The 24731-nt window shown below is 61.9% G+C and carries 23 protein-coding genes; 17 read left to right on the forward strand and 6 right to left on the reverse strand.

What is annotated here, in order from left to right:
* The first annotated feature begins 6 nt into the window (after positions 1–6).
* The 13 genes from aroB to BN1134_RS17260 all read left to right on the forward strand — a co-directional run bounded on the left by aroB (position 7) and on the right by BN1134_RS17260 (position 12732).
* A complete protein-coding gene (gene aroB, locus BN1134_RS17200; RefSeq protein WP_042048705.1) occupies positions 7–1086 on the forward strand; it encodes a 3-dehydroquinate synthase in 1080 nt (359 codons plus the stop codon).
* Positions 1079–2608: an SPOR domain-containing protein gene (locus BN1134_RS17205; protein WP_042048752.1), complete on the forward strand. Its 1530-nt coding sequence runs from the start codon at positions 1079–1081 to the stop codon at positions 2606–2608. Before aroB ends, BN1134_RS17205 begins: the two co-directional genes overlap by 8 nt.
* Before the next feature lie 59 nt (positions 2609–2667).
* Positions 2668–3546 (forward strand): Dam family site-specific DNA-(adenine-N6)-methyltransferase, encoded by an 879-nt coding sequence (locus BN1134_RS17210; RefSeq protein ID WP_042048706.1) that lies wholly within the window; start codon positions 2668–2670, stop codon positions 3544–3546.
* Between the two features lie 75 nt (positions 3547–3621).
* Complete coding sequence (rpe, locus tag BN1134_RS17215; protein WP_042048707.1) at positions 3622–4296, forward strand: ribulose-phosphate 3-epimerase; 675 nt, start codon at positions 3622–3624, stop codon at positions 4294–4296.
* Positions 4283–4954 (forward strand): phosphoglycolate phosphatase, encoded by a 672-nt coding sequence (locus tag BN1134_RS17220; protein ID WP_042048708.1) that lies wholly within the window; start codon positions 4283–4285, stop codon positions 4952–4954. Before rpe ends, BN1134_RS17220 begins: the two co-directional genes overlap by 14 nt.
* Positions 4955–4972: 18 nt before the next feature.
* Entirely contained in the window at positions 4973–5977 is a 1005-nt protein-coding gene (gene trpS, locus BN1134_RS17225; protein ID WP_042048709.1) for a tryptophan--tRNA ligase, read from the forward strand.
* Positions 5978–6120: 143 nt separating this feature from the next.
* Positions 6121–6336, forward strand: a complete 216-nt coding sequence (locus BN1134_RS17230) for a hypothetical protein (RefSeq protein ID WP_042048710.1) — start codon at positions 6121–6123, stop codon at positions 6334–6336.
* A gap of 418 nt (positions 6337–6754) precedes the next feature.
* A complete protein-coding gene (locus BN1134_RS17235; protein ID WP_042048711.1) occupies positions 6755–7333 on the forward strand; it encodes an aminodeoxychorismate synthase component II in 579 nt (192 codons plus the stop codon).
* Positions 7334–7614: 281 nt separating this feature from the next.
* Positions 7615–8826 (forward strand): aspartate aminotransferase family protein, encoded by a 1212-nt coding sequence (locus tag BN1134_RS17240; RefSeq protein WP_042048712.1) that lies wholly within the window; start codon positions 7615–7617, stop codon positions 8824–8826.
* A gap of 77 nt (positions 8827–8903) precedes the next feature.
* Positions 8904–9923, forward strand: coding sequence for an arginine N-succinyltransferase (astA, locus tag BN1134_RS17245; RefSeq protein WP_042048713.1), 1020 nt, complete (start codon positions 8904–8906; stop codon positions 9921–9923).
* Between the two features lie 48 nt (positions 9924–9971).
* Positions 9972–11435, forward strand: a complete 1464-nt coding sequence (gene astD / locus BN1134_RS17250; RefSeq protein ID WP_042048714.1) for a succinylglutamate-semialdehyde dehydrogenase — start codon at positions 9972–9974, stop codon at positions 11433–11435.
* Positions 11436–11499: 64 nt separating this feature from the next.
* On the forward strand, positions 11500–12297 hold the full coding sequence (locus BN1134_RS17255; protein WP_042048716.1) for a DUF1338 domain-containing protein: 798 nt from the start codon (positions 11500–11502) through the stop codon (positions 12295–12297).
* 171 nt (positions 12298–12468) lie between these two features.
* Positions 12469–12732, forward strand: a complete 264-nt coding sequence (locus tag BN1134_RS17260; protein WP_042048717.1) for a hypothetical protein — start codon at positions 12469–12471, stop codon at positions 12730–12732.
* Positions 12733–12776: 44 nt separating this feature from the next.
* On the opposite strand, the gene BN1134_RS17265 is transcribed toward BN1134_RS17260, so the two are convergent.
* The gene (locus BN1134_RS17265; protein ID WP_042048718.1) at positions 12777–13361 is read right to left on the reverse strand and encodes an HAD family hydrolase; all 585 of its coding nucleotides are present in this window, start codon (positions 13359–13361) and stop codon (positions 12777–12779) included.
* A 179-nt stretch (positions 13362–13540) separates the two neighbouring features.
* Here BN1134_RS17265 and BN1134_RS17270 point away from each other — a divergent pair, with 179 nt between their 5' ends.
* The 3 genes from BN1134_RS17270 to BN1134_RS17280 are packed head-to-tail and all read left to right on the forward strand — an operon-like array spanning position 13541 to position 17795.
* A complete protein-coding gene (locus BN1134_RS17270) occupies positions 13541–15310 on the forward strand; it encodes an assimilatory sulfite reductase (NADPH) flavoprotein subunit (protein ID WP_042048720.1) in 1770 nt (589 codons plus the stop codon).
* The gene (gene cysI, locus BN1134_RS17275) at positions 15310–17022 is read left to right on the forward strand and encodes an assimilatory sulfite reductase (NADPH) hemoprotein subunit (RefSeq protein WP_042048721.1); all 1713 of its coding nucleotides are present in this window, start codon (positions 15310–15312) and stop codon (positions 17020–17022) included. Before BN1134_RS17270 ends, cysI begins: the two co-directional genes overlap by 1 nt.
* 14 nt (positions 17023–17036) lie before the next feature.
* On the forward strand, positions 17037–17795 hold the full coding sequence (locus tag BN1134_RS17280) for a phosphoadenylyl-sulfate reductase (RefSeq protein WP_042048722.1): 759 nt from the start codon (positions 17037–17039) through the stop codon (positions 17793–17795).
* 33 nt (positions 17796–17828) lie between these two features.
* Here the strand turns inward: BN1134_RS17280 and BN1134_RS17285 are convergent, their stop codons facing one another.
* Positions 17829–18311, reverse strand: coding sequence for a 2TM domain-containing protein (locus BN1134_RS17285; protein WP_042048724.1), 483 nt, complete (start codon positions 18309–18311; stop codon positions 17829–17831).
* A 338-nt stretch (positions 18312–18649) separates the two neighbouring features.
* Here BN1134_RS17285 and BN1134_RS17290 point away from each other — a divergent pair, with 338 nt between their 5' ends.
* On the forward strand, positions 18650–20098 hold the full coding sequence (locus BN1134_RS17290) for a sensor domain-containing diguanylate cyclase (RefSeq protein WP_198133211.1): 1449 nt from the start codon (positions 18650–18652) through the stop codon (positions 20096–20098).
* A 41-nt stretch (positions 20099–20139) separates the two neighbouring features.
* Here the strand turns inward: BN1134_RS17290 and proX are convergent, their stop codons facing one another.
* The 4 genes from proX to BN1134_RS17310 form a co-directional block, all read right to left on the reverse strand.
* A complete protein-coding gene (proX, locus tag BN1134_RS17295) occupies positions 20140–21138 on the reverse strand; it encodes a glycine betaine/L-proline ABC transporter substrate-binding protein ProX (RefSeq protein WP_042048725.1) in 999 nt (332 codons plus the stop codon).
* Positions 21135–22268, reverse strand: a complete 1134-nt coding sequence (gene proW / locus BN1134_RS17300; protein WP_084214859.1) for a glycine betaine/L-proline ABC transporter permease ProW — start codon at positions 22266–22268, stop codon at positions 21135–21137. The genes proX and proW overlap by 4 nt, the downstream gene beginning before the upstream one ends.
* Complete coding sequence (gene proV, locus BN1134_RS17305) at positions 22262–23461, reverse strand: glycine betaine/L-proline ABC transporter ATP-binding protein ProV (protein ID WP_042048726.1); 1200 nt, start codon at positions 23459–23461, stop codon at positions 22262–22264. The genes proW and proV overlap by 7 nt, the downstream gene beginning before the upstream one ends.
* Positions 23462–23711: 250 nt before the next feature.
* A complete protein-coding gene (locus BN1134_RS17310) occupies positions 23712–24695 on the reverse strand; it encodes an LLM class flavin-dependent oxidoreductase (protein WP_042048727.1) in 984 nt (327 codons plus the stop codon).
* Positions 24696–24731 lie beyond the last annotated feature (36 nt).

The raw sequence follows: 24731 nt of genomic DNA on the forward strand, positions 1-24731 counted from the left end.
TATACCATGGAAAGGTTGGTCGTTGAACTGGGTGAGCGTTCCTACCCCATATCAATAGGTGCCGGCCTGCTGACGCAGCCGGAACTCTATCGTCAGGTCATCAAGGGTAAGCGAGTCATGGTCGTGACTAACGAGACCGTGGCCCCTCTCTATCTGGAGACGGTGCTGGCCCAGCTTGGCGACTACCGTGTGGATACCCTGATTCTGCCCGATGGCGAGGCTCACAAGAGCCTCGCCACCTTTGAACGTGTCATGGCGGCCCTGCTGGAGGGCAATCATGGTCGCGATACCACGTTGATCGCGTTAGGGGGCGGGGTCATCGGTGATCTGGTGGGGTTTGCGGCTGCCTGTTATCAGCGCGGTGTGCCCTTCATCCAGGTGCCAACCACTCTGCTCTCCCAGGTCGACTCCTCCGTGGGAGGCAAAACGGCCGTCAATCATCCGCTTGGCAAGAACATGATTGGCGCCTTCTATCAGCCCAAGGCTGTCATTATCGATACTCACTGCCTCGCCACCTTGCCTGAGCGTGAATTTGCCGCAGGCATGGCCGAGGTGATCAAATATGGCATCATCTGGGATCGCGATTTCTTCTCTTGGCTGGAGCAGAATATGGCCCGGTTGCAGAGTCTGGATGGCGCAGCCCTGACCCAGGCTATCCTGCGTTGCTGTGCTATCAAGGCCGAAGTCGTGGCCGAAGATGAGACCGAGTCCGGGGTTCGCGCCCTGCTCAATCTGGGCCATACCTTTGGCCATGCCATTGAAGCCGAGATGGGGTATGGCAACTGGTTGCACGGTGAAGCCGTGGCTGCCGGCACCATGCTGGCCGCGGATACCGCTGTGCTGTGTGGCATGATGACGGCGCCCGAGCGTGAACAGGTGCGCCGTCTGTTGCTGGCCGCACACCTGCCGGTACATGCGCCGCAGGAGATGGGGTTTAATGAGTTCATCCATCACATGCGTCGTGACAAAAAGGTGCTGGAGGGGCGTTTGCGGCTGGTACTGCCCGCAGGTCTTGGCCGTGCCGAGGTCGTCTCTAGCGTAACAGAGGAGCAGTTGATGCAAGTGATCGAAGGTGCCCGTGGCTGACCATAAGCAGCTACAGCTGCCGAGCCAGCGTCAGCTGGTGGAGCGGTTGCAGCATCTGATTGAATTTAATAATCCCTTTGTTCTCCTCTGTGGGCGCGCAGGTTCCGGCCGCTCCACCTTGCTCGAGCGACTGCATGAGCAGTTGCCTGAGTCGCTGCGCCTCATCACCCTCGTTGCGAACCCCTCCATGAAGATGGAGCAGGTTCGTGAGGTCTTGCTACGGCAGGTTGTGCCCACCCCGCTTTTCAATCCGGCCGATGCCCTTGCCGACAGCTTCCTGCGCATGATGCAGGGAACGACGCAGCACTGCGTGATCCTGCTCGATAACATCGACCTCCTGCCGCAAGAGTTGCTGGGGGAGCTGTGGGCATTGATGCTGACCAATGATGCGTTGGCGGTACCGCATCGCCTTGCCATTGTGGTGACGGGGCGAGACACTTGGTGCCGGCAGCAGATCACCCGGCTCAAGGGGCGCACCATACCGGCCCTGGAACTGGAAGTGGCGCCTCTGAGCGCCCCCGAACAGAAAATATTTCTCTACGAAAAGGGTAATCAGCTCAAGGTACCTTCCCTGCTGCTGACCAAGGAGAAGGTGACGGAGATCCTAGCCCGCGCCGGCGGTCATCCCGGAACCATCATGACGTCTTTGGAGGATCTGATGACTGACAGACGCCCGCGTAAACGCCCAGAACCCTTTCCTATTCGCAAGGCCGCCATCGTACTGGCCGCTGTTGCCCTTGGTTTACTGGCGCTCACCTACCTGGTCCCCGGCATCATGAGCACCGACGAGCCGGTTGAGCCCAAAGTAGAGCAGCCTGCCGGCACTCTGCCACCTCCTGTTCCCGAGACTCCGGCGCAAGCTGAAGGTCAGGCGACTCCTGAGGGAGGCTCTGCCGCCGCTCCTGCCGGTGAGTGGAAGAGTGAGCAGCCGGCGCTGCCGAACCAGGTCGAAGGTGACACCATCACGGCGCAGAGCCAGAACTATGAAGGGCGCCGCGTCGTCATCGGTGACGAGGTGGTGCAACAGCTGATGAAAACGCGTCCGGTCAGTGGCGCGCTGCCGGCCGAGGTCGAGCAGGCGGTGGTGCCGAGCAAGCAGACGGTGACGCCGCCCGCAGTTCACAGCGAGAGCAAGCCTGCTGTCCAAGAGGCCCCCAAGCCGGTGGTGAAGGCCAACAAGCCGGCGGCCACTGCGGTTGCCGCGCCGACTGCGACCACTCGGGTTGCGCTGACGCCGGCGAGCACCCTCAACCAGAAAAGCAGCCGCCATTTCAGTGTGCAGCTGATGGGGGCCAGCAACATGAAGGCGGTAGAGGCGTTTGTTTCTGCCCATCAGCTGGGCGGCAAGGTCTGGGTTTACCAGACCCAGTTCCGCGGCAGCCCATGGTATGTGGTGCTGCAAGGGGATCACGCCTCGCTGGAGCAGGCGCGAGCGGCCATCCGCACGTTGCCGCCGGCACTGCTCAAGGAGCAACCGTGGCCGAAGTCATTCGCCCAGGTGAAGAAAGAATTGAAGAAATAGCCCGGAAAAGGGGGTAAACTTCGCCCCCTTTCTGGCCTCACTCCACGCATCGGATCTCCATGAAAAAAACACGCGCCTTCCTGAAATGGGCCGGAGGCAAGTTCTCCTTGGTCGAAGCGATCGCCGAACGTCTGCCCGAGGGGCGCGTGTTACTCGAGCCGTTTGTCGGCGCCGGCTCGGTGTTTCTCAACACCGACTTCGACGAGTACGTTCTCAACGACATCAACCCGGATCTCATCGGTTTCTACAACCACCTCAAGCTGACGCCAGATCACCTGATCGCGGAGGCGCGCCGCTGGTTTGATCCTGAGTTCAACAACAAGGCGGCCTACTACCGGTTGCGAACCCAGTTCAATGCCACGCGCGACAGTTTCGAGCGTGCCCAGTTGTTTCTCTATCTGAACCGGCATGGCTTCAACGGCCTGTGCCGTTACAACAAGAAGGGGGGCTTCAACGTGCCCTTCGGCTCTTACAAAAAGCCCTACTTTCCCGAGAAAGAGCTGTGGCTGTTTGCCGAGAAATCCCAGAAAGCCACCTTCATCTGCGAGAGCTATGCCGATGCCATGGGGCGTGCCGAGTCGGACTGGGTCATCTACTGCGATCCTCCCTATGCGCCGCTCTCCACCACGGCCAGCTTCACCAGCTACGCGGCCGGTGGCTTCACCCTGGATGATCAGGCGGTGCTGGCTCGTCTGGCTCGTCACACGGCGGCCGAGAAGGGGGTTCCCGTGCTCATCAGCAACCATGACATTGAGCTGACCCGTGAGCTCTATCGTGGGGCCCGTCTCGATGAGGTGCAGGTCAAGCGCACCATCAGCCGCAACGGCAACGGACGCAACAAGGTGGCCGAGCTACTGGCGCTCTATCCTCCCGGCATTTCGCCAGAGCAGGGCTGGTACCCTGAAGAACCACAGGCGGACGTGATCCCGGTCTTGTGATTCGGCCTCGTTTCGCCAGCGGGTTTGCGGTAAAATTGCGCCGCTTTTTTGCCTAGCTGCCAATGGATGACGCCGATGAACGATTTTCTGATTGCCCCCTCAATCCTCTCTGCCGACTTCGCCCGTCTGGGTGAGGATGTGGCCAAGGTGCTCTCTGCCGGTGCCGACGTGGTCCATTTCGACGTGATGGATAACCACTACGTCCCCAACCTGACCATTGGCCCCATGGTGTGCCAGGCACTGCGCAGCTACGGCATTGAGGCGCCCATCGATGTCCACCTCATGGTCAAGCCGGTCGATCGCATCGTCCCCGACTTTGCCAAGGCCGGAGCCTCCCTCATCACCTTCCACCCGGAAGCCTCCGAGCACGTTGACCGTACTCTCGGTCTCATCAAGGAGCAGGGCTGCCAGGCCGGCCTGGTGCTGAATCCGGCGACCCCGCTCCATTGCCTCGAGTACGTGATGGACAAGCTGGACGTGATCCTGCTGATGTCGGTCAACCCGGGCTTTGGCGGTCAGAGCTTCATTCCCGGCACCCTCGACAAGCTGCGCCAAGTGCGCCGTCTGATCGACGAGAGTGGCCGTGACATCCGTCTCGAGATCGATGGCGGCGTCAAGGTCGACAACATCCGCGAGATCGCCGAGGCCGGCGCCGACATGTTTGTGGCGGGCTCCGCCATCTTCGGCAAGCCGGACTACAAGGCGGTGATCGATCAGATGCGCGCGGAGCTGGCTCATGTCCGCCGCTGAGCGCCCGTTTGATCTGGTGCTGTTCGATCTGGACGGCACCTTGATCGACAGCGCCCCGCAGCTGGCGCTGGCCGTCAACCGTATGCTGGTCGAATGTGGCTTTGCCGAGGTGCCGGAAGGCTTGGTGCGCACCTGGGTTGGCAACGGAGCCGACAAGCTGGTGCAGCGTGCCCTGGCCAATGCGGGGGCAACAGAGGAGCAATTTGCCACCGCCCGCGCCGCGTTTGGTCGCCACTACCAGGCTTGTCTGCTGGAAGGGTTGGGTATGTATGATGGCGTTGCCTCGACGCTGGCCCGCCTCGACGCTGCCGGTTACCGCCTCGCCGTGGTGACCAACAAGCCGAGTGCCTTCGTGGCACCGATTCTGGAAGCCCTCGGTATCGCCCGCCACTTTTCCCTCTGGCTCGGTGGCAACTGCCTGCCCGAGAAAAAGCCCCACCCGGCCCCGCTGCTGCATGCCTGCCATGAGTTGCAGGGGGCGACCGAGCGCACCTTGATGGTGGGGGACTCCGAGAATGACGTGCTGGCAGCCAAGGCGGCCGGCATGAAGGTGGTGGGGCTCACCTATGGCTATAACTACGGACGTCCCATCGCGGACTCTGACCCTGACTGGGTCTTTGAACACTTCGCCGGGCTGGATACCCTTCTGCCGGGCTGATACAGGAACGCATTCACTATGGCTAAACCAATCGTACTGAGCGGCGCCCAGCCCTCGGGCCAGCTGACCATCGGCAACTACATGGGCGCCCTGCGCCAGTGGGTCAACATGCAGGATGACTATGACTGCCTCTACTGCATCGTCGATCTGCACGCCGTCACTGTGCGCCAGGATCCGCAGGCGCTGCGCAAGGCCTGCCTGGATGCCGCCGCCCTCTATCTGGCGGTCGGCGTCGATCCCGAGAAGAGCACGGTTTTCATTCAGTCCCATGTGCCGCAGCATGCCGAGCTGGGCTGGATCCTCAACTGCTACACCCAGATGGGCGAGCTGTCGCGCATGACCCAGTTCAAGGACAAGTCGGCCCGCTACGAGAACAACGTCAACGTCGGCCTGTTTGGCTATCCGGTGCTGATGGCGGCCGACATCCTGCTCTATCAGGCCAATCAGGTGCCGGTCGGCAATGACCAGAAACAGCATCTGGAGCTGACCCGCGATGTGGCGTACCGGTTCAACAACCTGTATGGCGATGTCTTCACCATGCCCGAGCCCTTCATCCCGACCGAAGGGGCGCGGGTGATGAGCCTGCAAGAGCCGACCAAGAAGATGTCCAAGTCTGATGACAACGAGGCCAACTTCATCGGCCTGCTGGAAGATCCCAAGCAGATTGCCAAGAAGATCAAGCGTGCGGTGACCGACTCCGATAACCCACCCGTGGTGCGCTTCGATGTGGAGAACAAGCCAGGGGTGTCGAACCTGCTGACCTTGATGTCCGGTGCCACCGGTCGCTCCATCCCTGAGCTGGTCGAGCACTTTGACGGCAAGATGTATGGCCATCTCAAAGGCGAGTGTGCCGATGCGGTGGTGGCCCTGCTCGAGCCGATGCAGGCACGTTTCCATGAATTGCGTCAGGACGAGCCGCTGCTGCTCTCCATCCTCGCCAACGGGGCACAAAAGGCGCGTGAAAGGGCTGAAAAAACCCTGACCAAGGTATATGATGTGATCGGCTTCGTTCCTCGAGCCTGACATACCGGGAAGGTGTAGTCGAAGATAGCCGGGTAGATAGCCGGCTTTCTTTTTATGTTTTTATATCTCCCCCAGTATTTAAGTGCACTGTCCTGAGTACTTTCATTACATATTTAATTATTTTTATTCACTGACTGAGTAATATGACAGTTCAAATTGATGTGCCAGTCCAAGAGCTGGAAGATAAGGGACACTGGTTGCGTAAGTTTCGCAGAGCCAAGAATCTCAATACGTTGCAACTGATGGTATCCAATGCTATCGATCGCCACCACAACACAGCCAGTGTAGCCGCAGCTATCTACTTGGCTGAATGTCAGCGTGAGCGCGAATTAGAGCAAGGGCGTCTGCTGGATCGCTGAATCGTTACCGGTTACTTTATCCACGCCCTACTGCCTTGGTATGGGGCGCTGGGGGTCTTTACCTAATATGAGAGCGTCGCTTTTGAGTCATAATAAATATGAAACTCTCATATGAGGAATTATTTTTTAATGGTGGCTAGTCGTTAGACAACCCTATTGATTAACATCATAACTGTGATTATTCGAATGGATTAATGCGTATTCCTTGTGTCCGCTCACTGTGAGGTCTGGGTATAGGAATGATGGCATTCAGCCGTTGTTCACGAATCGAATATACACCTCAAGTCGACACACGATGGCGCAGCAGAAAGCGATTAGGCGAGAATTCCCGCCTCGTTGCGCCAGTCTCGGTTTATATGGTCTGACCACAATGGCGCTTGCGCTTCCTCGTCATATTGTCATCAGGTGATTTCCTTTCATGTTGTTGCTCATCGATAACTACGACTCCTTTACCTGGAATCTGGTGCAGTACTTCGGTGCCCTCGGTGCCGAGGTGGTGGTGCGCCGCAATGATGCCATCACCCTGGCTGAGATCGAGGCCATGGGGCCGGATCATCTGGTGATCTCCCCTGGCCCATGTACTCCTAATGAGGCCGGCATCTCGCTCGCCGCCATCGCGCACTTGGCCGGGCGGTTGCCGATCCTCGGGGTATGCCTGGGTCACCAGTCGCTGGCCCAGGTATTTGGTGCCAAGGTGGTGCGGGCGCGTCAGGTAATGCATGGCAAAACCTCGGCGATTCGCCACAACGGTGGCGGTGTCTTCCGTGGCCTGGCCGATCCGCTGACGGTCACCCGCTATCACTCGCTGGTGGTGGAGCGGGATTCACTGCCCGACTGCCTGGAGGTCACGGCCTGGAGCGTCGACGAGCAGGGCCGTTTTGACGAGATCATGGGGCTGCGTCACCGAGAGCTCGATGTCGAAGGGGTTCAGTTCCATCCGGAAAGTATACTCAGCCAGCAGGGGCATGAATTGTTGGCAAATTTCCTGTCCAGATAGGTCATTTCCGTGATCTATGCCGCAAATCCGGCACCAAAACGAAATTTCTTCTCCTGACGTTTTATTCACTCATCACACCAGCCAAATTGACCCTTGCCAAGATGGCATGCTCCGTTATGCAATGGGGGTGCCTATTTTGTCAGGGCGTATCGAACATTGTGTGCCCTAACCCGTTAGGTTGCAGACATTTTACTTTTTTTTTGTGATAATTCCGTCGTGTTTACACGGATTTAACTTTTTGGCGAACAATTATTCTGTTTGCCAACGTCAAGGAGAACGCTATGTCAGTGCAGGTGACACGTGAAGTGTTTGATGAAGTGATGGTTCCCAACTATGCACCGGCCAAGATCATCCCGGTGCGTGGCGCAGGCTCACGTGTCTGGGATCAGGAAGGCCGCGAATATGTGGATTTCGCCGCCGGTATCGCCGTCAGCGGCCTCGGCCATTGCCATCCCAAGCTGGTGGAAGCCCTCAAGACTCAGGGCGAGCAGCTGTGGCACCTCTCCAACGTGATGACCAACGAGCCGGCGCTGCGCCTGGCCAAGAAGCTGGTGGCCGCCACCTTCGCCGAGAAGATCTACTTCTGCAACTCCGGCGCCGAAGCCAACGAGGCGGCCCTCAAACTGGCCCGTCGCTACGCCATCGACACCTACGGTGCCCACAAGACCCAGATCATTGCCTTCACCCAGGCGTTCCACGGTCGCACCTTCTTCACCGTCAGCGTGGGGGGGCAGGCGTGTTACTCCGACGGTTTCGGCCCCAAGCCGGGCGACATTACCCATGTGCCCTATAACGATCTGGCCGCGCTTGAGGCGGTGATCTCCGACAACACCTGTGCCGTGGTGATGGAGCCGCTGCAAGGGGAGGGGGGCATCATCAGCCCGACCGACGAGTTCGCCAAGGGGGTTCGTGCCCTGTGTGACAAACACAAGGCGCTGCTGGTGTTTGACGAGGTGCAGTCCGGCATGGGGCGTACCGGTGAGTTGTTTGCCTACATGGGGCTCGGGGTCACCCCTGACATCCTCACCAGCGCCAAGGCGCTCGGGGGCGGCTTCCCGATCGGTGCCATGCTGACCACCACCGCCATCGCCGCCCACTTCAAGGTGGGAACCCATGGCTCCACCTATGGCGGCAACCCGCTCGCCTGCGCCGTGGCCGAGGCGGTGCTCGACATCATCAACACCCCCCAGGTGCTGGCTGGCGTCAAGCAGCGTGAGCAACTGATACGGCAGGGGCTGGAGGCGATCAACGCCAAGTATCACTGCTTTAGCGAGGTGCGTGGCAAGGGGTTGTTGCTCGGCGCCGTGCTCAACGAAGACTTCAAGGGCCGCTCCCGCGACTTCCTGCTGGCCTCCATCGATCAAGGCTTGCTGGTTCTGGTGGCGGGGGCCAGCGTGGTGCGCTTTGCGCCTTCGCTGATCGTGCCCGAAGAGGATATCCGTGAAGGGTTGGCCCGTTTCGAGAAAGCGGTAGCCCAGGTCGTCGGCGCCTGATCCTGAATTGAGGCGGGGAGCCACTCCTGGCAGGAGCCGGGAGCCCCGCCTGTCGTCAATCAAGGGAGTTGTCATTCATGTTGGTTATTCGTCCCATCGAGCAGCGCGACTTCGCAGGACTCAAAACCTGCGCCATTGAATCCGGCACCGGCATGACCTCGTTACCGGTCAACGACGAGCTGCTACAGCGCAAGATAGACGCCTCCACCCAGACTTTTTCCGATAAGCCCGCCGGCAAGGGCGATTGCCTCTACTTCTTCGTCGCCGAGGATCTCGAGACCGGAGAGATGGTGGGCACCAGCGCCATCGACGCGGCGGTCGGCCTCTCTCAACCCTTTTACAACTATCACATCGGCAAGGTGGTGCACTCCTCGCCCAAGCTCGGCATCTATAACGTGGTCGAGACCCTGACCCTCTCCAACGACTACACGGGGAGCACCGAGATCTGCACCCTGTTTCTACGCGAGTGCGCCCGCGAGGGGCTCAACGGTCGGCTGCTCTCCAAGCACCGTTTCCTGTTCCTGGCCGAGCACCCCGAGCTGTTTGATAACACCATTTTTGCCGAGATGCGCGGCGTCTCGGATCAGAACGGCCACAGCCCTTTCTACGAGTGGTTGCAGACCCACTTCTTCTCCCTCGACTTTCCGACCGTGGATTATTTGACCGGGATCGGCAAGAAGCGCTTCATCGCCGAGCTGATGCCCAAGTACCCCATCTACGTGAACCTGCTCTCCGACGCGGCGCGCGCCGTCATCGGCAAGACCCACGAGAAGACCCGGCCCGCCATCAAGATGCTGCACGACGAGGGATTCGTGAATCGCGGCTACGTCGACATCTTTGACGCCGGCCCCGCCGTCGAGTGCGAGCTGCACAATATCCGCAGCGTGCGCCGCAGCCGGCGGCTGACGGTTCAGGTGGGCGATCCCATCGGTGGGCATCCCTTCCTCATCTGCAATACCCGTTTCGGCCAGTACCGCGCCTGTTACGGCACCATCGGCGTCAACCCTGAGACCCATGAGGCGATCCTACCGGCCAAGATGGCCGCCGCCCTCAAGGTGCAAGATGGTGACACGGTGCGGGCCGTTGAGCTCGAGTGACCGCGATGGGCGGGGCCGCAGGCCCTGCCTTCCCTCAGGAGACATGGAATGAACGTACAGTTGATCGATGGCCAGTGGCTGGCCGGTGAAGGAACAGAATTCGTCTCGGTCGATCCGGCCAAGAATCGGGTGATCTGGCGCGGTCAGGCCGCCAGTGCCGCCCAGGTGGACGCTGCGGTCAAGGCGGCGCGCGCCGCCTTCTACCACTGGGCCGATCGTCCGATCGCGGAGCGGGTGGCGATTGCCACCCGTTTCGCCGAGCTGCTCGGTGAGCACAAGGAGGCGCTGGCCATGACCATCGCCAGCGAGACCGGCAAGCCCCTGTGGGAGACCCGCACCGAGGTGGCGGCCATGCAGGGCAAGGTGGCCATCTCCATCCGCGCTCACGACGAGCGCACCGGCACCGTCGAAAACCCCATGCCGGGCGCCAGGGCCTTTGTCCGCCACAAGCCCCACGGGGTGGTGGCGGTGTTCGGCCCCTACAACTTCCCCGGCCATCTGCCCAACGGCCACATAGTGCCGGCCTTGATCGCCGGCAACACGGTCGTGTTCAAGCCCTCCGAGCTGACCCCGCTGGTGGCCGAGGCGACCCTCAAGATCTGGCAGGAGGCCGGCCTGCCGGCCGGCGTCATCAACCTGGTGCAGGGGGAGGTCGACACCGTCAAGGCGCTGGCCGGCCACCCCGGCATCGACGGGCTGTTCTTCACCGGCTCGTCGCGCACCGGCCACCTGCTGCACCAGCAGTATGCCGGCCAGCCGGGCAAGATCCTGGCTCTCGAGATGGGCGGCAACAACCCGCTCATCGTCAAGGGGGTGAGCGACATCGACGGCGCCGTGCACGCCATCGTGCAGTCAGCCTTTGTCACCTCGGGCCAGCGCTGCACCTGCTCGCGCCGTCTGTTCATCGAGGAGGGGGCGCGGGGCGATGCCCTGCTCAAGCGGCTGCTGGAGGTGGTCGCCCAGATCAAGGTCGGTCATTACGATGATGAGGCGCAGCCCTTCATGGGCGCCATGATCAGCGAGAAGGCGGCGCTTGGCATGGTGGCGGCCCAGCAGCATCTCAAGCACCTGGGTGGCGTGCCCCTGCTCGAACTCAAGCACCTGGAAGCGGGCACCGGCTTCGTCTCCCCCGGCCTCATCGACGTAACCGCGGTGGCGGCCCTGCCGGATGAGGAGTATTTCGGCCCGCTGCTTCAAGTGATCCGTTACTCCGATTTCGATGCCGCCATCGATATGGGCAACGCCACCAGCTTTGGCCTCTCGGCCGGGTTGCTGGGGGATAGCGAGGCGGACTGGCAGCACTTTTTCAAGCGCATCCGGGCTGGCATCGTCAACTGGAACAAGCCGATCACCGGGGCCTCCAGCGCCGCCCCGTTTGGCGGCATCGGCGCGTCGGGCAACCACCGCGCCAGCGCCTACTATGCGGCGGATTACTGCGCCTATCCGGTCGCCTCGGTCGAGGACGGCAGGGCCACCTTGCCGGATCAGCTGTCCCCCGGCCTGCATTTCTGAAGATGATCAGGGGCGCCCCAAGCCGGCGCCCCGGTTGGTACCCCGCAAGCAAAGGAAGAGAGAGATGCAAAAGGATATCGAGAGCCTGTTCGGCCATCTGTGGGAGAGCTACATCAAGGTGACACCGAGCGCCCACCAGGTACACGCCCTGCTCGGTGGCGGTGAGCCCATCGTCAATGATCACGTGGCGTTTCGCACCTTCAACCTACCCAAGGTGGGGCTGGAGAAGCTGGCCGCCCACTTCCGGGCGCTGGGCTATGAGGAGAAGGGGCAGTATGTGTTCAAGGCCAAGAAGCTCTATGCCAAGCACTTCGAACACCGCGATCCGGACGCCCCCAAGGTATTTATCAGCGAGCTGAAGGTGGAGGAGCTGTCGCCCCAGGCGCAGGCCATCATTCACTCCCTGGTGGCGCAGATGCCGGATCACCTGACCGACTCCCCGGTGTTTCTCTACACCGGCGCCCCCTGGCTTATCTCCCATGGCGACTACCAGACCCTGCTTGCCGAGAGCGAGTATGCCGCCTGGCTGGCGGCCTGGGGCTACCGTGCTAACCACTTCACCGTCAGCATCAATCGGCTGCACGGTTTTGACACCATCCAGGCGGTCAATGCCGCCCTGAAGCAGGCGGACTTCGTGCTTAACACGGTCGGTGGCGAGGTGAAGGGGGACCCCCAGGTGATGCTGGAGCAGTCCTCTACCATGGCCGACAAGGCCGAGGTGGCCTTTAGCGACGGGGTGAAGCGCATCCCGAGCTGTTTCTACGAGTTCGCCCTGCGCTACCCACAGGCCGACGGCACCCTCTATCCGGGCTTTGTCGAAGCCTCGGCCGACAAGATTTTCGAATCCACCAACGCCATGTAATGCCGGGTGCCCCGTCGCGGGGCGCCCCTCTTTGCTCGTTCACGCCACAATCTTTACGCCTCCTTGACGGTGCCGCTGCGCGCCTTTCGCTACCATGGCGACGCCACCCAGATGGCCCAGACAAAGTGCACCAGGATTCAGAACCATTCACTCTTTGCGAGGAGTCGCATCATGAAGATTGCATTGCCCCTGCTCATCTCCCTCTGCGCCTTTGGGGCGGTTGCCGCTGAGGCGGCGCGCCCCACGCCACCGGACGAGCTGCCCCAAATCTCGGCCGAGATGAAGGCGGCCTTCAACGCCTGCAAGGAGAGCGGCAGACCGGGCGGTGAGGACTTTGACAGCTGCATGGCGAGCAAGGGGTTTGCCAAGCCAGAGGGGCGGGGCGAGCCGCCGGCCGACGAGAACCGGGCAGGGGCCGGCGAGTCGGTGGAGTGAAAAGGAGCGGCGCGGCCGCTCTTTTTTTTTGTCGATAAGGCGGCTTAAGCCGGAAATTGCAGCTCACCCTGGCAGGCCAGCACGGTGGCCATGCCGGCGGCGCGGCCGGCTTGCAGACCTATCTCGGTATCTTCGAACACCAGGCAGCGCGCCGGGTTGGCGCCAAGCTGCTCGGCCACCTGGAGAAAGGTGTCGGGATTGGGCTTGTGGTGCTCCACGTCATCGGCGCTCACCAGGGCCCCCATGTAGTCGGCCAGACCCGTCTGGCGCAGGATCTGCTCGGCGTGCTGGCGTGACGAGCCGGTGCCAACCCCCATGGGGCGCTTGCCGTGCTGGCTCTTGACCAGCTCCCACATCTGGGGATAGACCTGCACCTGATCGATATTGGCCACATAGAGCGCCACCTTGCGGCGGGTAAAGGCGTCCAGATCAATGTCGAGGCCGTGCTCGGCGGCCAGCAGGGCGACGATTTTGCGGGTCGGAATGCCGCCCATGGCATTGAGGCGGGCGCGATCGAAGGGGAGACCAAATTCGGCGGCGGTCTGCTCCCAGGCATTCAGATGCAGGGGCATGGAGTCCACCAGGGTGCCATCGAGATCGAAAATCAGGGCGTCGTACTGCTCCAACACGGCAAATCCTCACTGGGGTGATTGAGGGCCCTACCATAGCAGAAAGCCGCTGGCTCGGCTGCCCTGCGGCGGGCCCGCCGATATCCATTTTCAGATCTAAAGAATGCTTTTTTATTCTTTGTTGTTATTCATAGCCAGGGGTAGGCTGCCCAAAAACCTGTCCATGGAAGAAGTGAGCTATGTCTTTGAAGGGTATCTCTCCCCTGTCGGATGAGCAGCAGCAGCAGCTCTCCCAGGTGCTCTCCGGCCTCAACGTCCAGCAGCTGGCCTGGGTCAGTGGCTACCTCTACGGCCTCTCTCAGGGCGGCGTCGCCCCCGCTGCGGTGGCCCCGGCGGCCGTGTCAGGCTCCCTGACCATCCTCTACGGCTCCCAGACCGGTAACGCGAAAGGCGTCGCCGACAGCTTGCGCAAGCTGGCGGCCGACAAGGGGCTCCCGGTCAGCGTGACCGCCATGTCCGACTACAAGCCCAAGCAGCTCAAGAAGGAGAGCCACCTGCTGGTGGTGGTGAGCACCTATGGCGAGGGCGAGCCGCCCGAGAGCGCGGTGGATCTGCACGAGCAGCTGAAAAAGGGCAAGCTCGGTAAGCTCGACGGCCTCAAGTTCGCCGTGCTCGGGCTGGGGGATAGCTCCTATGAATTCTTCTGCCAGACGGCCAAAGACTTCGACACCTTCCTCGCCAAGGCCGGCGGGGAGCGAGTGGTGGAGAGTGCCCTGCTCGACGTGGATTATCAGGCGGCAGCCGCAAGCTGGGGCGAGCAGGCGCTCACTTCACTGGCGGCAACCCTGGGGGGTACGGCCCCTGCCAGCGTGGCGGGCAGTGTCGCCCAGGCGGTCGGCCACAGCCAGTACAGTAAGGAGAACCCCTTCCCGGCACGGCTGTCGGTGAATCAGAAGGTCACCGGCCGGGATTCCACCAAGGATATCCGCCACATCGAGATCAGCCTGGAAGCGTCTGGCCTTCGCTATCAGCCGGGCGACGCCCTCGGGGTCTGGTTTGACAACGATCCGGCGCTGGTGGATGAAGTGCTGGCCCTGGCCGCGCTTTCCGGTGACGAAACCACGGCCCACGGCACCTTGCGCGCCGCACTGACCCGCCACGTCGAGCTGACCCGGCTGCACGGCGGCTTTATCACAGGGCTTGCTGACATATCGGGCAACGCGGCGCTCAAGGATCTGGCGGGCGACAAGGCCCAGGTCAACGCCCTGGTGGCCAGCGCCCAGGTGGTGGATGTGCTCAAACGCTTCCCGACACCGCTTAGCGCCGAGCAGCTGCTGGGGCTGCTGCGCCCGCTTACTCCACGCCTCTACTCCATCGCCTCCGCCCAGAGCGAGGTGGAGGACGAGGTACACCTCACCGTCGGCGTGGTGCGCTACCCGCAGGAAGATGGCACGCTGCGCTCTGGCGCGGCCTCCTCCTACCTAGCCGACCGATTGGAGGAGGGGGCCGAGGTGCGGGTGTTCGTCGAGCACAATGACAACTTCCGCCTGCCGGCCAACCCCGACACCCCGATCATCATGGTGGGGCCGGGCACCGGCATCGCTCCGTTTCGCGCCTTTATGCAGGAGCGGGAGGCCCAAGGGGCACAGGGCAAGAATTGGCTCTTTTTCGGTAATCCCCACTTCACGCAGGACTTCCTCTATCAGGTGGAGTGGCAGCGTTATGTGAAGAGCGGGCTGCTCAGCCAGATCTCACTGGCCTTCAGCCGCGATCAGGCCGAGAAGATCTACGTGCAGGATCGGCTGCGCGAGGCGGGCCAGGAGCTCTATCAGTGGCTGGAAGCAGGCGCTCACTTCTACGTCTGCGGCGATGCCAACAAGATGGCCAAGGATGTGCAGGAGGCCCTGCTGGAAGTGATTGCCAAGCACGGTCACAAGAGCCGTGAGGAAGCAGAAGAGTATTTGAGCGAACTGCGTCGTGCCAAACGTTATCAAAGGGATGTCTACTGATGAGCAAGCAAACCGTTCCCGGCCCGGTGGAAGGGCCGCTCTCCGACAACGAGCGCCTCAAGCGCGAGAGCCACTTCCTGCGCGGCACCATAGCGCAGGATCTGCAAGATCCCCTGACTGGCGGCTTCAACGGCGACAACTTCCAGCTGATCCGCTTTCACGGCATGTACCAGCAGGATGACCGCGACATCCGTCCCGAGCGCGCCGCCCAGAAACTGGAGCCGCTGCACAACGTCATGCTGCGCGCCCGTCTGCCGGGGGGGATCATCACCCCGGCCCAGTGGCTGGTGATCGATCAGTTCGCCGAGCAGAGCTCCCTCTATGGCAGCATCCGCCTCACCACCCGGCAGACCTTCCAGTTTCACGGGGTGCTCAAGCGCGACATTAAAGGGATGCATCAGTTGCTCAACAGCACCGGCATCGACAGCATCGCCACCGCCGGCGACGTGAACCGCAACGTGCTGTGCACCAGCAACCCGGTGGAGTCAGAGCTGCATCAGGAGGCCTACGAGTGGGCCAAGAAAATCTCCGAGCACCTGCTGCCCAAGACCCGCGCCTACGTGGAGATCTGGCTCGATGGCGAGAAGCAGGGGCAGGATGAGGAGCCGATCCTGGGCTCGACCTACCTGCCGCGTAAATTCAAGACCACGGTCGTGATCCCGCCCCACAACGACGTGGACATTCACGCCAACGATCTGAACTTCGTGGCGATTAGCGATCACGGCAAGCTGGTCGGCTTCAACGTGCTGGTGGGCGGCGGGCTCGCCATGACCCACGGCGACACCAGCACCTACCCGCGCAAGGCGAGCGACTTTGGTTTCATCCCGCTCTCCCACGTGCTGGAGGTGGCGGCGGCCGTGGTGACCACCCAGCGCGACTGGGGCAACCGGGTCAATCGCAAGAATGCCAAGACCAAGTACACGCTCGAGCGTGTTGGCGTCGAGGCCTTCAAGGCCGAGGTGGAGCGCCGCGCCGGAATTCAATTTGGCGAGGTGCGCCCCTATGCGTTCACCAGCCGCGGCGATCGCTTCGGCTGGGTGGAAGGGGTGGATGGCAAGCACCACCTCACCCTGTTTATCGAGAACGGCCGCCTGCTCGACTTCCCGGGCAAGCCGCTCAAGAGCGGGATGCGCGAGATCGCCAAGGTTCATCAGGGGGATTTTCGCCTCACCGCCAACCAGAACCTGATCATTGCCGGCGTTCCGGCCAGCGAGAAGGCCCGCATCGAGGCGCTGGCGCGCCAGTATGGCCTCATCGACGATGGGGTGAGCGAGCAGCGCAAGCAGTCGATGGCGTGTGTTTCCCTGCCCACCTGCCCGCTGGCGATGGCTGAGGCCGAGCGCATGCTGCCGGCCTTTGTCAGCGAGATCGAGGGGTTGCTGGCCAAGCATGCTCTGGCCGAGGACGCCATCATCTTCCGGGTGACCGGCTGCCCCAACGGCTGCGGCCGCGCCATGCTGGCGGAAGTGGGGCTGGTGGGCAAGGCGCCGGGTCGCTACAACCTGCATCTGGGGGGGAATCTCGAGGGGACGCGCATCCCGCGCATGTTCCGGGAGAACATCACCGAGGCGCAGATCCTGGCCGAACTCGATGGCCTCATCGGCCGCTGGGCCGGTGAGCGGGCGCCGGGTGAAGGCTTCGGGGATTTCGTGATCCGCGCCGGCATCGTCGCCCCGGTCGTCAACTCGGCCGTCGATTTCTACGCCGCTTGAGGCAGGAGAGATACATGACACTCGATCTCGACCACCTGCTCACCCTGACTCGGGATGAGCAGATTGAGGCCCTGGCTCCCCACAACCGGGAGCTGGAGCAGATGAGCGCCCCCGAGCGGGTGCGCTGGGCGCTGGCCAACCTGCCGGGGGGCCATCTCCTGTCGTCGAGCTTTGGCATCCAGGCCGCCCTGATGCTGCACCTGGTGAGTCGCGAGCGCCCCGATATTCCTGTGGTGCTCACCGATACCGGTTACCTGTTCCCGGAAACCTATCGCTTCATCGACGAGCTGACCGAGCGCCTCGCCCTCAATTTGAAGATCTACCGTGCCGAGCTCAGCCCCGCCTGGCAGGAGGCGCGCTTTGGCAAGCTGTGGGAGCAGGGGGTGGAGGGGATCACCCGCTACAACCAGCTCAATAAGGTCGAGCCGATGGCGCGAGCCTTGGATGATCTCGGTACCCGCACCTGGTTCTCCGGCCTGCGCCGGGAGCAGTCGGGCAGCCGTCAGGGGCTACCGGTGCTGGCCATTCAGCGTGGCCGCTTCAAGTTCCTGCCGGTGATCGACTGGAGCAACAAGGAGGTGCACTACTACCTCAAGGAGTTCGATCTGCCCTACCACCCGCTGTGGGAGCAGGGCTATCTCTCGGTCGGCGACGTGCACACCACCGCCAAGTGGGAGCCGGGCATGAGTGAGGAGCAGACCCGCTTCTTCGGCCTCAAGCGCGAGTGTGGCCTACACGAAGAGGGTGGGGAGCCGGATGGCGCGGGACGCTGAGTCACAAAAGGGGCCATGAGGCCCCTTTTTTCATCACAGCTTGCGGCCGAGCCGCTTTTCAATCTGGTTGCGCTCCCATTGGGGGCCAAACAGGCGTGGCAACCGGAACAGGTTGAAGGCGTGCACCGCCACCCCGATCCCCCAGCCCAACATGGGCCAGACGGCCCAGATATAGTGCGGGCTGCTGAGCAGATTGATGACAAAGAGGGCGGCAATCACCACCACATAGGTGATGAGATGGCCATAGAAACCCCGCAGCGCCTGGACATACTCCATCGCCTCCCGCTCTTCACGGCTGACGCCTGTCGTGTTCCCCTGTTCCGATGTCGATAGCATGGTGTTCCCCTGCAGTTGGCTGAGTTCAATCTCGAAGACGGCCGCCAGGGCTTTGAGGGACTCGAGCCCTGGCGCCTGGCCTCGCTCGATGCGTTGCACTGTGCGTACGCTCAGGCCGCTCAGGGTCGCGAGCTGATCTTGCGACCAGCCGCGCTGCAATCTCAATTTCCTGACAATCATTCGAGGCTCCTTGGGTCAGATGACAGGGGCAAGAGTAATCACCAGCGTGGGGAAAGGGTGACGACAGGTTCACGACAGTATGCCGACACCTCTTTGAAAACAGAAGCTTACCGATCTCGTCTGCAATTGAAGGCGAATTGAGTGGGGAATGAGAATATTTCACTGCCGCACTAATTTGCGACAGGTTTTGTCGCATCTTGGTTTTTTTTTAGCAAATGTATGCGCATTAATGCCTTATTAAGGTTTTTGTGATTAATGTAGCCCTCCTTAGGGAAGGAGGCTTGGGGATGCATGAAAAAAAACGTCCTAGTTTGCACTATTTATTGACAAAAATATTCATGGTCTTGGCCGTGGTGATCCCCTTGGTCAGTCTCGGCATGACCCTGATTAACTATCGCAATAATGTGCAGGTCAAACTGGACGGTTTCAGGCAGATGTTGCAGACACTGGATGCAACGTACCTGTATAAGCTGGTCCATGAAAACGAGCGCCAACTGGAAGTGCTGGGTAACTCCTTAGACAAGGAGCTCCTGGCCAGCGGCGGATCGGCCATCACTTCAAGCTGGAGGGCCGCCCATCGCATCAAGATGGACGAGCACTTCCTCTATTTCTACCACCTCGGTTCCGGTCGTTTAGAGAGTTATCCCCAATGGGTGCCTCCCCTGGGTTTTGAGCCGGAGCAGCGTCCTTGGTTCGGGTTGTTGGAGGATGAGGGAAAACAGCAAGGATGGGTCGGGCCATACACCCAATATGGTACTGACCGCAGGGTGCTGACCCTGGTGAGAAGGATCGATGCCCCGGATGGCCACCCGATTGGCTTGTTGATGGCGGATCTGCCGCTGGACGGGGTGCAGCAGTCGCTGGAGCGGGCGCTGGGGAGTCAGGTGGGGAGTCTCTACCTGACGGACACGCGGCGTAACCGCATGATTGCCGCCGTGCATCCCGAGTGGTTACAAAACCTGACCGGCCAGGAAATTGACTGTGAAGAGACCCTGAGCTGGCTTTATCACGGTGTGGCGCTGACACACCGGCTCCCCTATGTCGACTGGGAACTCGGCATCTATTTACCCCCCCACCTGTTTCGCCAAGTCTTGATTGAAGTGCTCGCCCTGGTGCTATTGCCGGCATTGCTGCTGCTCTTAGTGGTGGGATTGCGGCTGCGCTCCTTGCTGCGGATCTTCAAGATGGAGATCGGTTTGGTGCAGGAGCGGTTGTGCAGCTTGGGAGAGCGACGTGGTGAGCATGCCCATCGCGAGAATTGGTTCGTCAGCAAGAGTCTAGGCACCTTGGAGCAGCTGGAGATCAGCTATCAGGAGCACAAGCGGGCACTGCGGATCGACGCGCTGACCGGCATCTTCAACCGGCGCGCTTTCGATGAGGACAGGTTCAAGCTAGCCAAGCGCAATGAGCCGTTCACCATGGTGCTCATCGATGTGGATCATTTCAAACAGATCAACGACAGCTTCGGCCATCAGTTTGGCGATATGGTGCTGCGCCGGATCGGCGATGCGCTGGAGCGAAAGCTGGGCTTTCCCCATGTTTACCGTATCGGTGGCGATGAGTTTGCCGCCTTGCTGTTGTCAGGCCGCCAGCAAATAGAGGAGCAACTTGCCAAGTTGCAACAGGAGATCCAGGCCCAGCGCTGGCGAGAGGGGGAGTGCCGGGTCTCCTTGAGCATGGGGGTGGCCATGAATGGTCTGGGAGATAGCCAGCAGTTCGAGCGGGCCGATGAGGCGCTTTATCGTAGTAAGGCGGCGGGTCGGGATTGCTGGCACTTTGCAGAATAACAAGAGGAGGCTTATCGCCTCCTCTTGTTATTCTGCTTGCGTCATGGGCGCGCTGCGTCGCGTGCCCGGCTCAGCCACTGCTCGACTAAGGCCTGGTGGGCAGCCAGCCAGGCATCGGCGTGGCGCGCCACGTCAGCCGGTGCGCTCTGACCTTGCCGCATCAGGGCGTTCTGAGCGTTGATGTCGGCCAGAGGTAACTGCATCTGGGCGAACAGGGCGGCCGCGGCCGGGTTGGCCTTGGCAAAGGCTTTGTTGGCGACAATGTGCATCTGGTTGACCTGGAAACCGTAGTTCTTGCCATTGGGCAGGCGGGTATCGATGGCGGCGTCGTCCGGTTGTGCCGAGAAGGGCACCTCCAGCCACACCACGTCACGGCCTGGCACCATCTCGGCGCTGACCCAGTAGGGGGTCCAGGTGTAGTAGAGCACCGGTTTGCCACTGCGATAACGGGTCAGGGTATCGGCGATAATGGCCGCGTAGTTGCCCTGGTTGTGGTGCACCGTCTGGGTCAGGCCAAAGGCATCTAGCTGGTGGTTGATCATGCGCTCACAGCCCCAGCCGGGGTTGCAGCCGGCCAGATCCGCCAGCCCATCCCCGTCGCTGTCAAACAGGGCGGCGATCTTGGGGTCCTTGAGCTGTGCCAGGTTGTGAATGCCGTAGCGCTCGGCGGTGCGCTTGTCGATGAGATAGCCCTGGGCGGCCCCGCTCACATAGGTACCCTGACGGTAGAAGCGCCGATCGCCGCCGGCTTTCTCATACTTGTCGTCGTGCAGCGGTGACCAGTTGTAGGCGAGGAAGCTGCCATCACCGGCGGCGACCGTGGTGTAGCCCACGTTGTAATCCACCTCCTTGGCCTCGGCGACCTCATAGCCGAGTCGCGTCAGCAGTTTGCTCACCAGCTGGGTCTGAAAGCTCTCCTCCGGCAGCGAGCTTTGAATGGGTTGTACCTTAACGCCGGCTCCAGGCAAGGTCTCGTCGGCCAGTGCGTGGCCGGCCAGCAGCAGGGAGCCCAGCAGCAGGCTCGCGGTTATCTTCTTCATGCTTCTACTCCTTGGTGTCGGGCGGGGTGGGCTGTCTGGCTCAGTCGGCGCAGCAGGGCGGCCGGGCCACGGCTGCGCCAGCTCCCTTGCTGGCGCGGGTTGCGCCCCAGCGCCTGGGTGAGGCGATCGAGCACGATGGCCAGCAGCACGATGCCGACCCCGCCGATGGCGGCCATCCCCATATCCAGCCGGCCTATGCCGCGCAGCACCTGCTGACCCAGTCCGCCGACGGCGATCATCGAGGCGATCACCACCATGGAGAGCGACAGCATCAGGCACTGATTGACCCCGGCCATGAGGGTGGGCATGGCGAGCGGCAGTTGCACCTTGAACAGCAGTTGGCGCGGGTTGGCGCCAAACGAGTGGGCCGCTTCGACCAGGTCGGCCGGCACCTGGCGGATGCCGAGCATGGTCAGGCGCACCAGGGGCGGCAGGGCGAAGATGATGGTCACCACCACACCCGGCACGTTGCCGATGCCAAACAGCATCACGATAGGGATCAGGTAGACGAAGGCCGGCGTGGTCTGCATCGCGTCGAGCAGGGGCTGTACCCAGCGGCCGGCGCGCTCGCTTCTGGCCAGCAGGATGCCGAGCGGCAGCCCGATGAGCAGGCAGAAAAAGAGCGAGGTGAGCACCAGGGCCAGGGTCACCATGGCGTCGGACCAGGCACCGATGAGGCCGATCCCGGTCAGGGCGGCCAGGGTGCCGATGGCCATGGGGCCACTCACCCACTGCCAGGCCAGCAGGCCGAGCGCTGCAATCATCAGGGTGGCGGGGATGGCCTGTAATCCCTTGATCATGCCGCCGAGGATCGCCTCAACCGGCGCTCTGACCAGCATGAACAGCGGGCGACCATGCTCGACCAGGGCGGCGATGCTCTGCTCGGCCCAGCGATCCAGCGGCAGGCGGGCCTGCTCGAAGGGGTGCAGCAGATCCAGCGGTTTCGCAGGCTCCGGCGCGGCGATCTGCTGGGTCCACTCGGCGGCAGGGGTCGCCTCGGGGGCGCTGCCCCACGGGTCCTCGCTGTGCTGAGTGGCAGCCAAAGGCGCATCCGCCGCCGTGACATAAGGGGGAAAGAGGGTCAGTGCCAGCCCCACGATCAGGGTCAGCAGGGTCAGTGTTCTCAGCATGATGGGCTACTCCTGTCGAGGGTGTTGAGCAGGGTGGATTTGGAGATGAGGCCCACATAGGTGCCATCTTGCTCCACCACCGGCATCTGGCACGGGGATTGGGCCACCTGGCCTATCAGCTCCCCGAGCGGGGTGTCAGCCGGGATCGGCTGCACATCGCCGAGCAGTGCCTGCTCCAGCCCCCGTTTCTCACGTACCGCATCACACAGTGAATCGACCGAGACGACCCCGACGAAGCGGCGATTGCGCTCGACCACGTAACCAAACTCCCGCTCCTGCTCGCGCAACTGGCGCAATGCGTTGGCCGGGCCGTCGTTGCCCTTGCGCAGCAGCGGCAACTGGCGCCGGCTGGCGATATCGCGGGCACAGAAGACGTGGGCCGGATCGACCCCGCGAAAGAAGGTGCGCACATAGTCGTTGGCAGGCTGGCTCAGGATCTCGTCCGGCGTGCCCACTTGCAGCACCTTGCCATCTTGCATGATGGCGATGCGATCGCCGATGCGCATCGCCTCGTCCAGATCGTGAGAGATGAAGACGATGGTGCGGCGCTGCTCCCCTTGCAGGCGGATCAGCTCATCCTGCATCTCGGTGCGGATCAGGGGATCGAGCGCCGAAAAGGCCTCGTCCATCAGCAGGATATCGGGATCGCTGGCCAGGGCGCGGGCCAGGCCGACCCGCTGCTTCATGCCGCCGGAGAGGGCGTCGGGGTAGCTATCGACCCAGTTGGCCAGCCCGACCTGGGCCAGAGCCCGGCGGGCGGCGGCGTGACGCTCCTGTGCAGAAACGCCGGCCAGCGCGAGGCCGAAGGCCGCGTTGTCCAGCACTGTCAGATGCGGCATCAGGGCGAAAGACTGAAAGACCATGCTGATCTTGCTTCTGCGCACCTGTCTCAATGCCGCATCTGACATTGCCGTGATGTTCTTGCCATCGATCAGCACCTCGCCACGGGTCGGCTCAATTAAGCGGTTGAGCAGGCGCACCAGGGTGGATTTCCCGGAGCCGGAGAGGCCCATGATGACGAAGATCTCCCCCTCCTCGATGCTGAGGTTGACCTCTTGTACTCCGAGAGTGAGCCCGGTACGGGCCTGGATGGTCTGGCGATCGGCGCCCTGTTCAAGCAGGGCAAAGGCGGCGGAGGGGTCCTCCTTACCGAAAATTTTGTAGAGATGTCGGGTTTCCAATTTTGCTGTCATTCGGTTCCTTTTGGGTAATGAAGAGGGATGCCCTGACGGACATTGCTTTCTACTCTAACTATTTTTTGTGTGGTTTTCAAAATTAATTGCACGGCGAAGGGGTTTTGTTTTGCCTGTTTGCGTTGTTTTTGCTGGTTTTTTTATTTTATAGAAGGGAGTAAGGAGTGGGTTGTTGTTTTGGGTGGAAAGTATTTTTTAATCGAAATAAAAAAGCCGGTCATGGACCGACCCTGACGTGAGTCTGCTCCCGTTACAGGCTCTGCATCACCTCGGCGGCGATGGAAAACGAGCGTTTGCGAGCGCAGTGATCGGTGATGGGGCCGTTGAACATCAGCTCGTCGGCCTGGGTCTCGGCCAGCAGCGCCTGGATGCCGTGGCGGATCTGCTCAGGATTGCCGACCAGGGAGCGGGAGAGGGTGCGCTCCATCGCCAGCAGCTCATGGGCACCATAGCCTTCCAGCTCGGCGACCGGATGAGGTAGCTCCCCGGCCTCGCCGCGTAGCAGACGCAGGAATTGCTGTTGCAACGTGGTGAAGAGGTGGTGCGCCGTGCTGCTGTCGTCGGCCGCGATCAGGTTGATGCACACCAGGGCATGGGGTTTTGGCCAGCGCGCCGAGGGGCGGTACTGGCTGCGGTATAGCTCCAGCGCTTGCAGCAGCATGGCCGGCGCGAAGTGGGAGGCAAAGCCGAACGGCAACCCCATGGCGGCGGCCAGCTGGGCGCCATAGAGGCTGGAGCCGAGCAGCCAGACCGGCACCTCGAGGCCGCGTCCCGGCACCGCCTGCACCGGGCCGGGCTGCGTGCCGAAGTAACCGATGAGCTCGGCCACGTCCTGTGGAAAGCTGTCGACCCCCTGCTCCTTGTGGCGACGCAGGGCGCGCATGGTGGTCTGATCGGTGCCAGGGGCACGGCCAAGGCCGAGATCGATGCGATCGCCAAACAGAGAGGCGAGGGTACCAAACTGCTCGGCCACCACCAGTGGCGCGTGGTTGGGCAGCATGACACCGCCGGCGCCGAGCCGGATGCGCGAGGTGGCGTGACCGAGGTGGCACAGCAGCACCGCGGTGGCGGCGCTGGCTATGCCGGGCATGTTGTGGTGTTCGGCCAGCCAGTAGCGGGTGTAGCCGAGCGCTTCGGCATGCTGCGCCAGATCCAGCGAGTGGCGAAACGCCTCGGCCGGACTCGAGCCTTGGGCGACGGGAACCAGATCGAGCAGGGAGTAAGGGATGCTCATGAAGGACTCCAGCAGGAGGGAGGAGGGCCCACTCTA

It is taken from the genome of Aeromonas simiae, assembly GCF_000820125.1.
GTDB classification, from domain to species: domain Bacteria; phylum Pseudomonadota; class Gammaproteobacteria; order Enterobacterales; family Aeromonadaceae; genus Aeromonas; species Aeromonas simiae.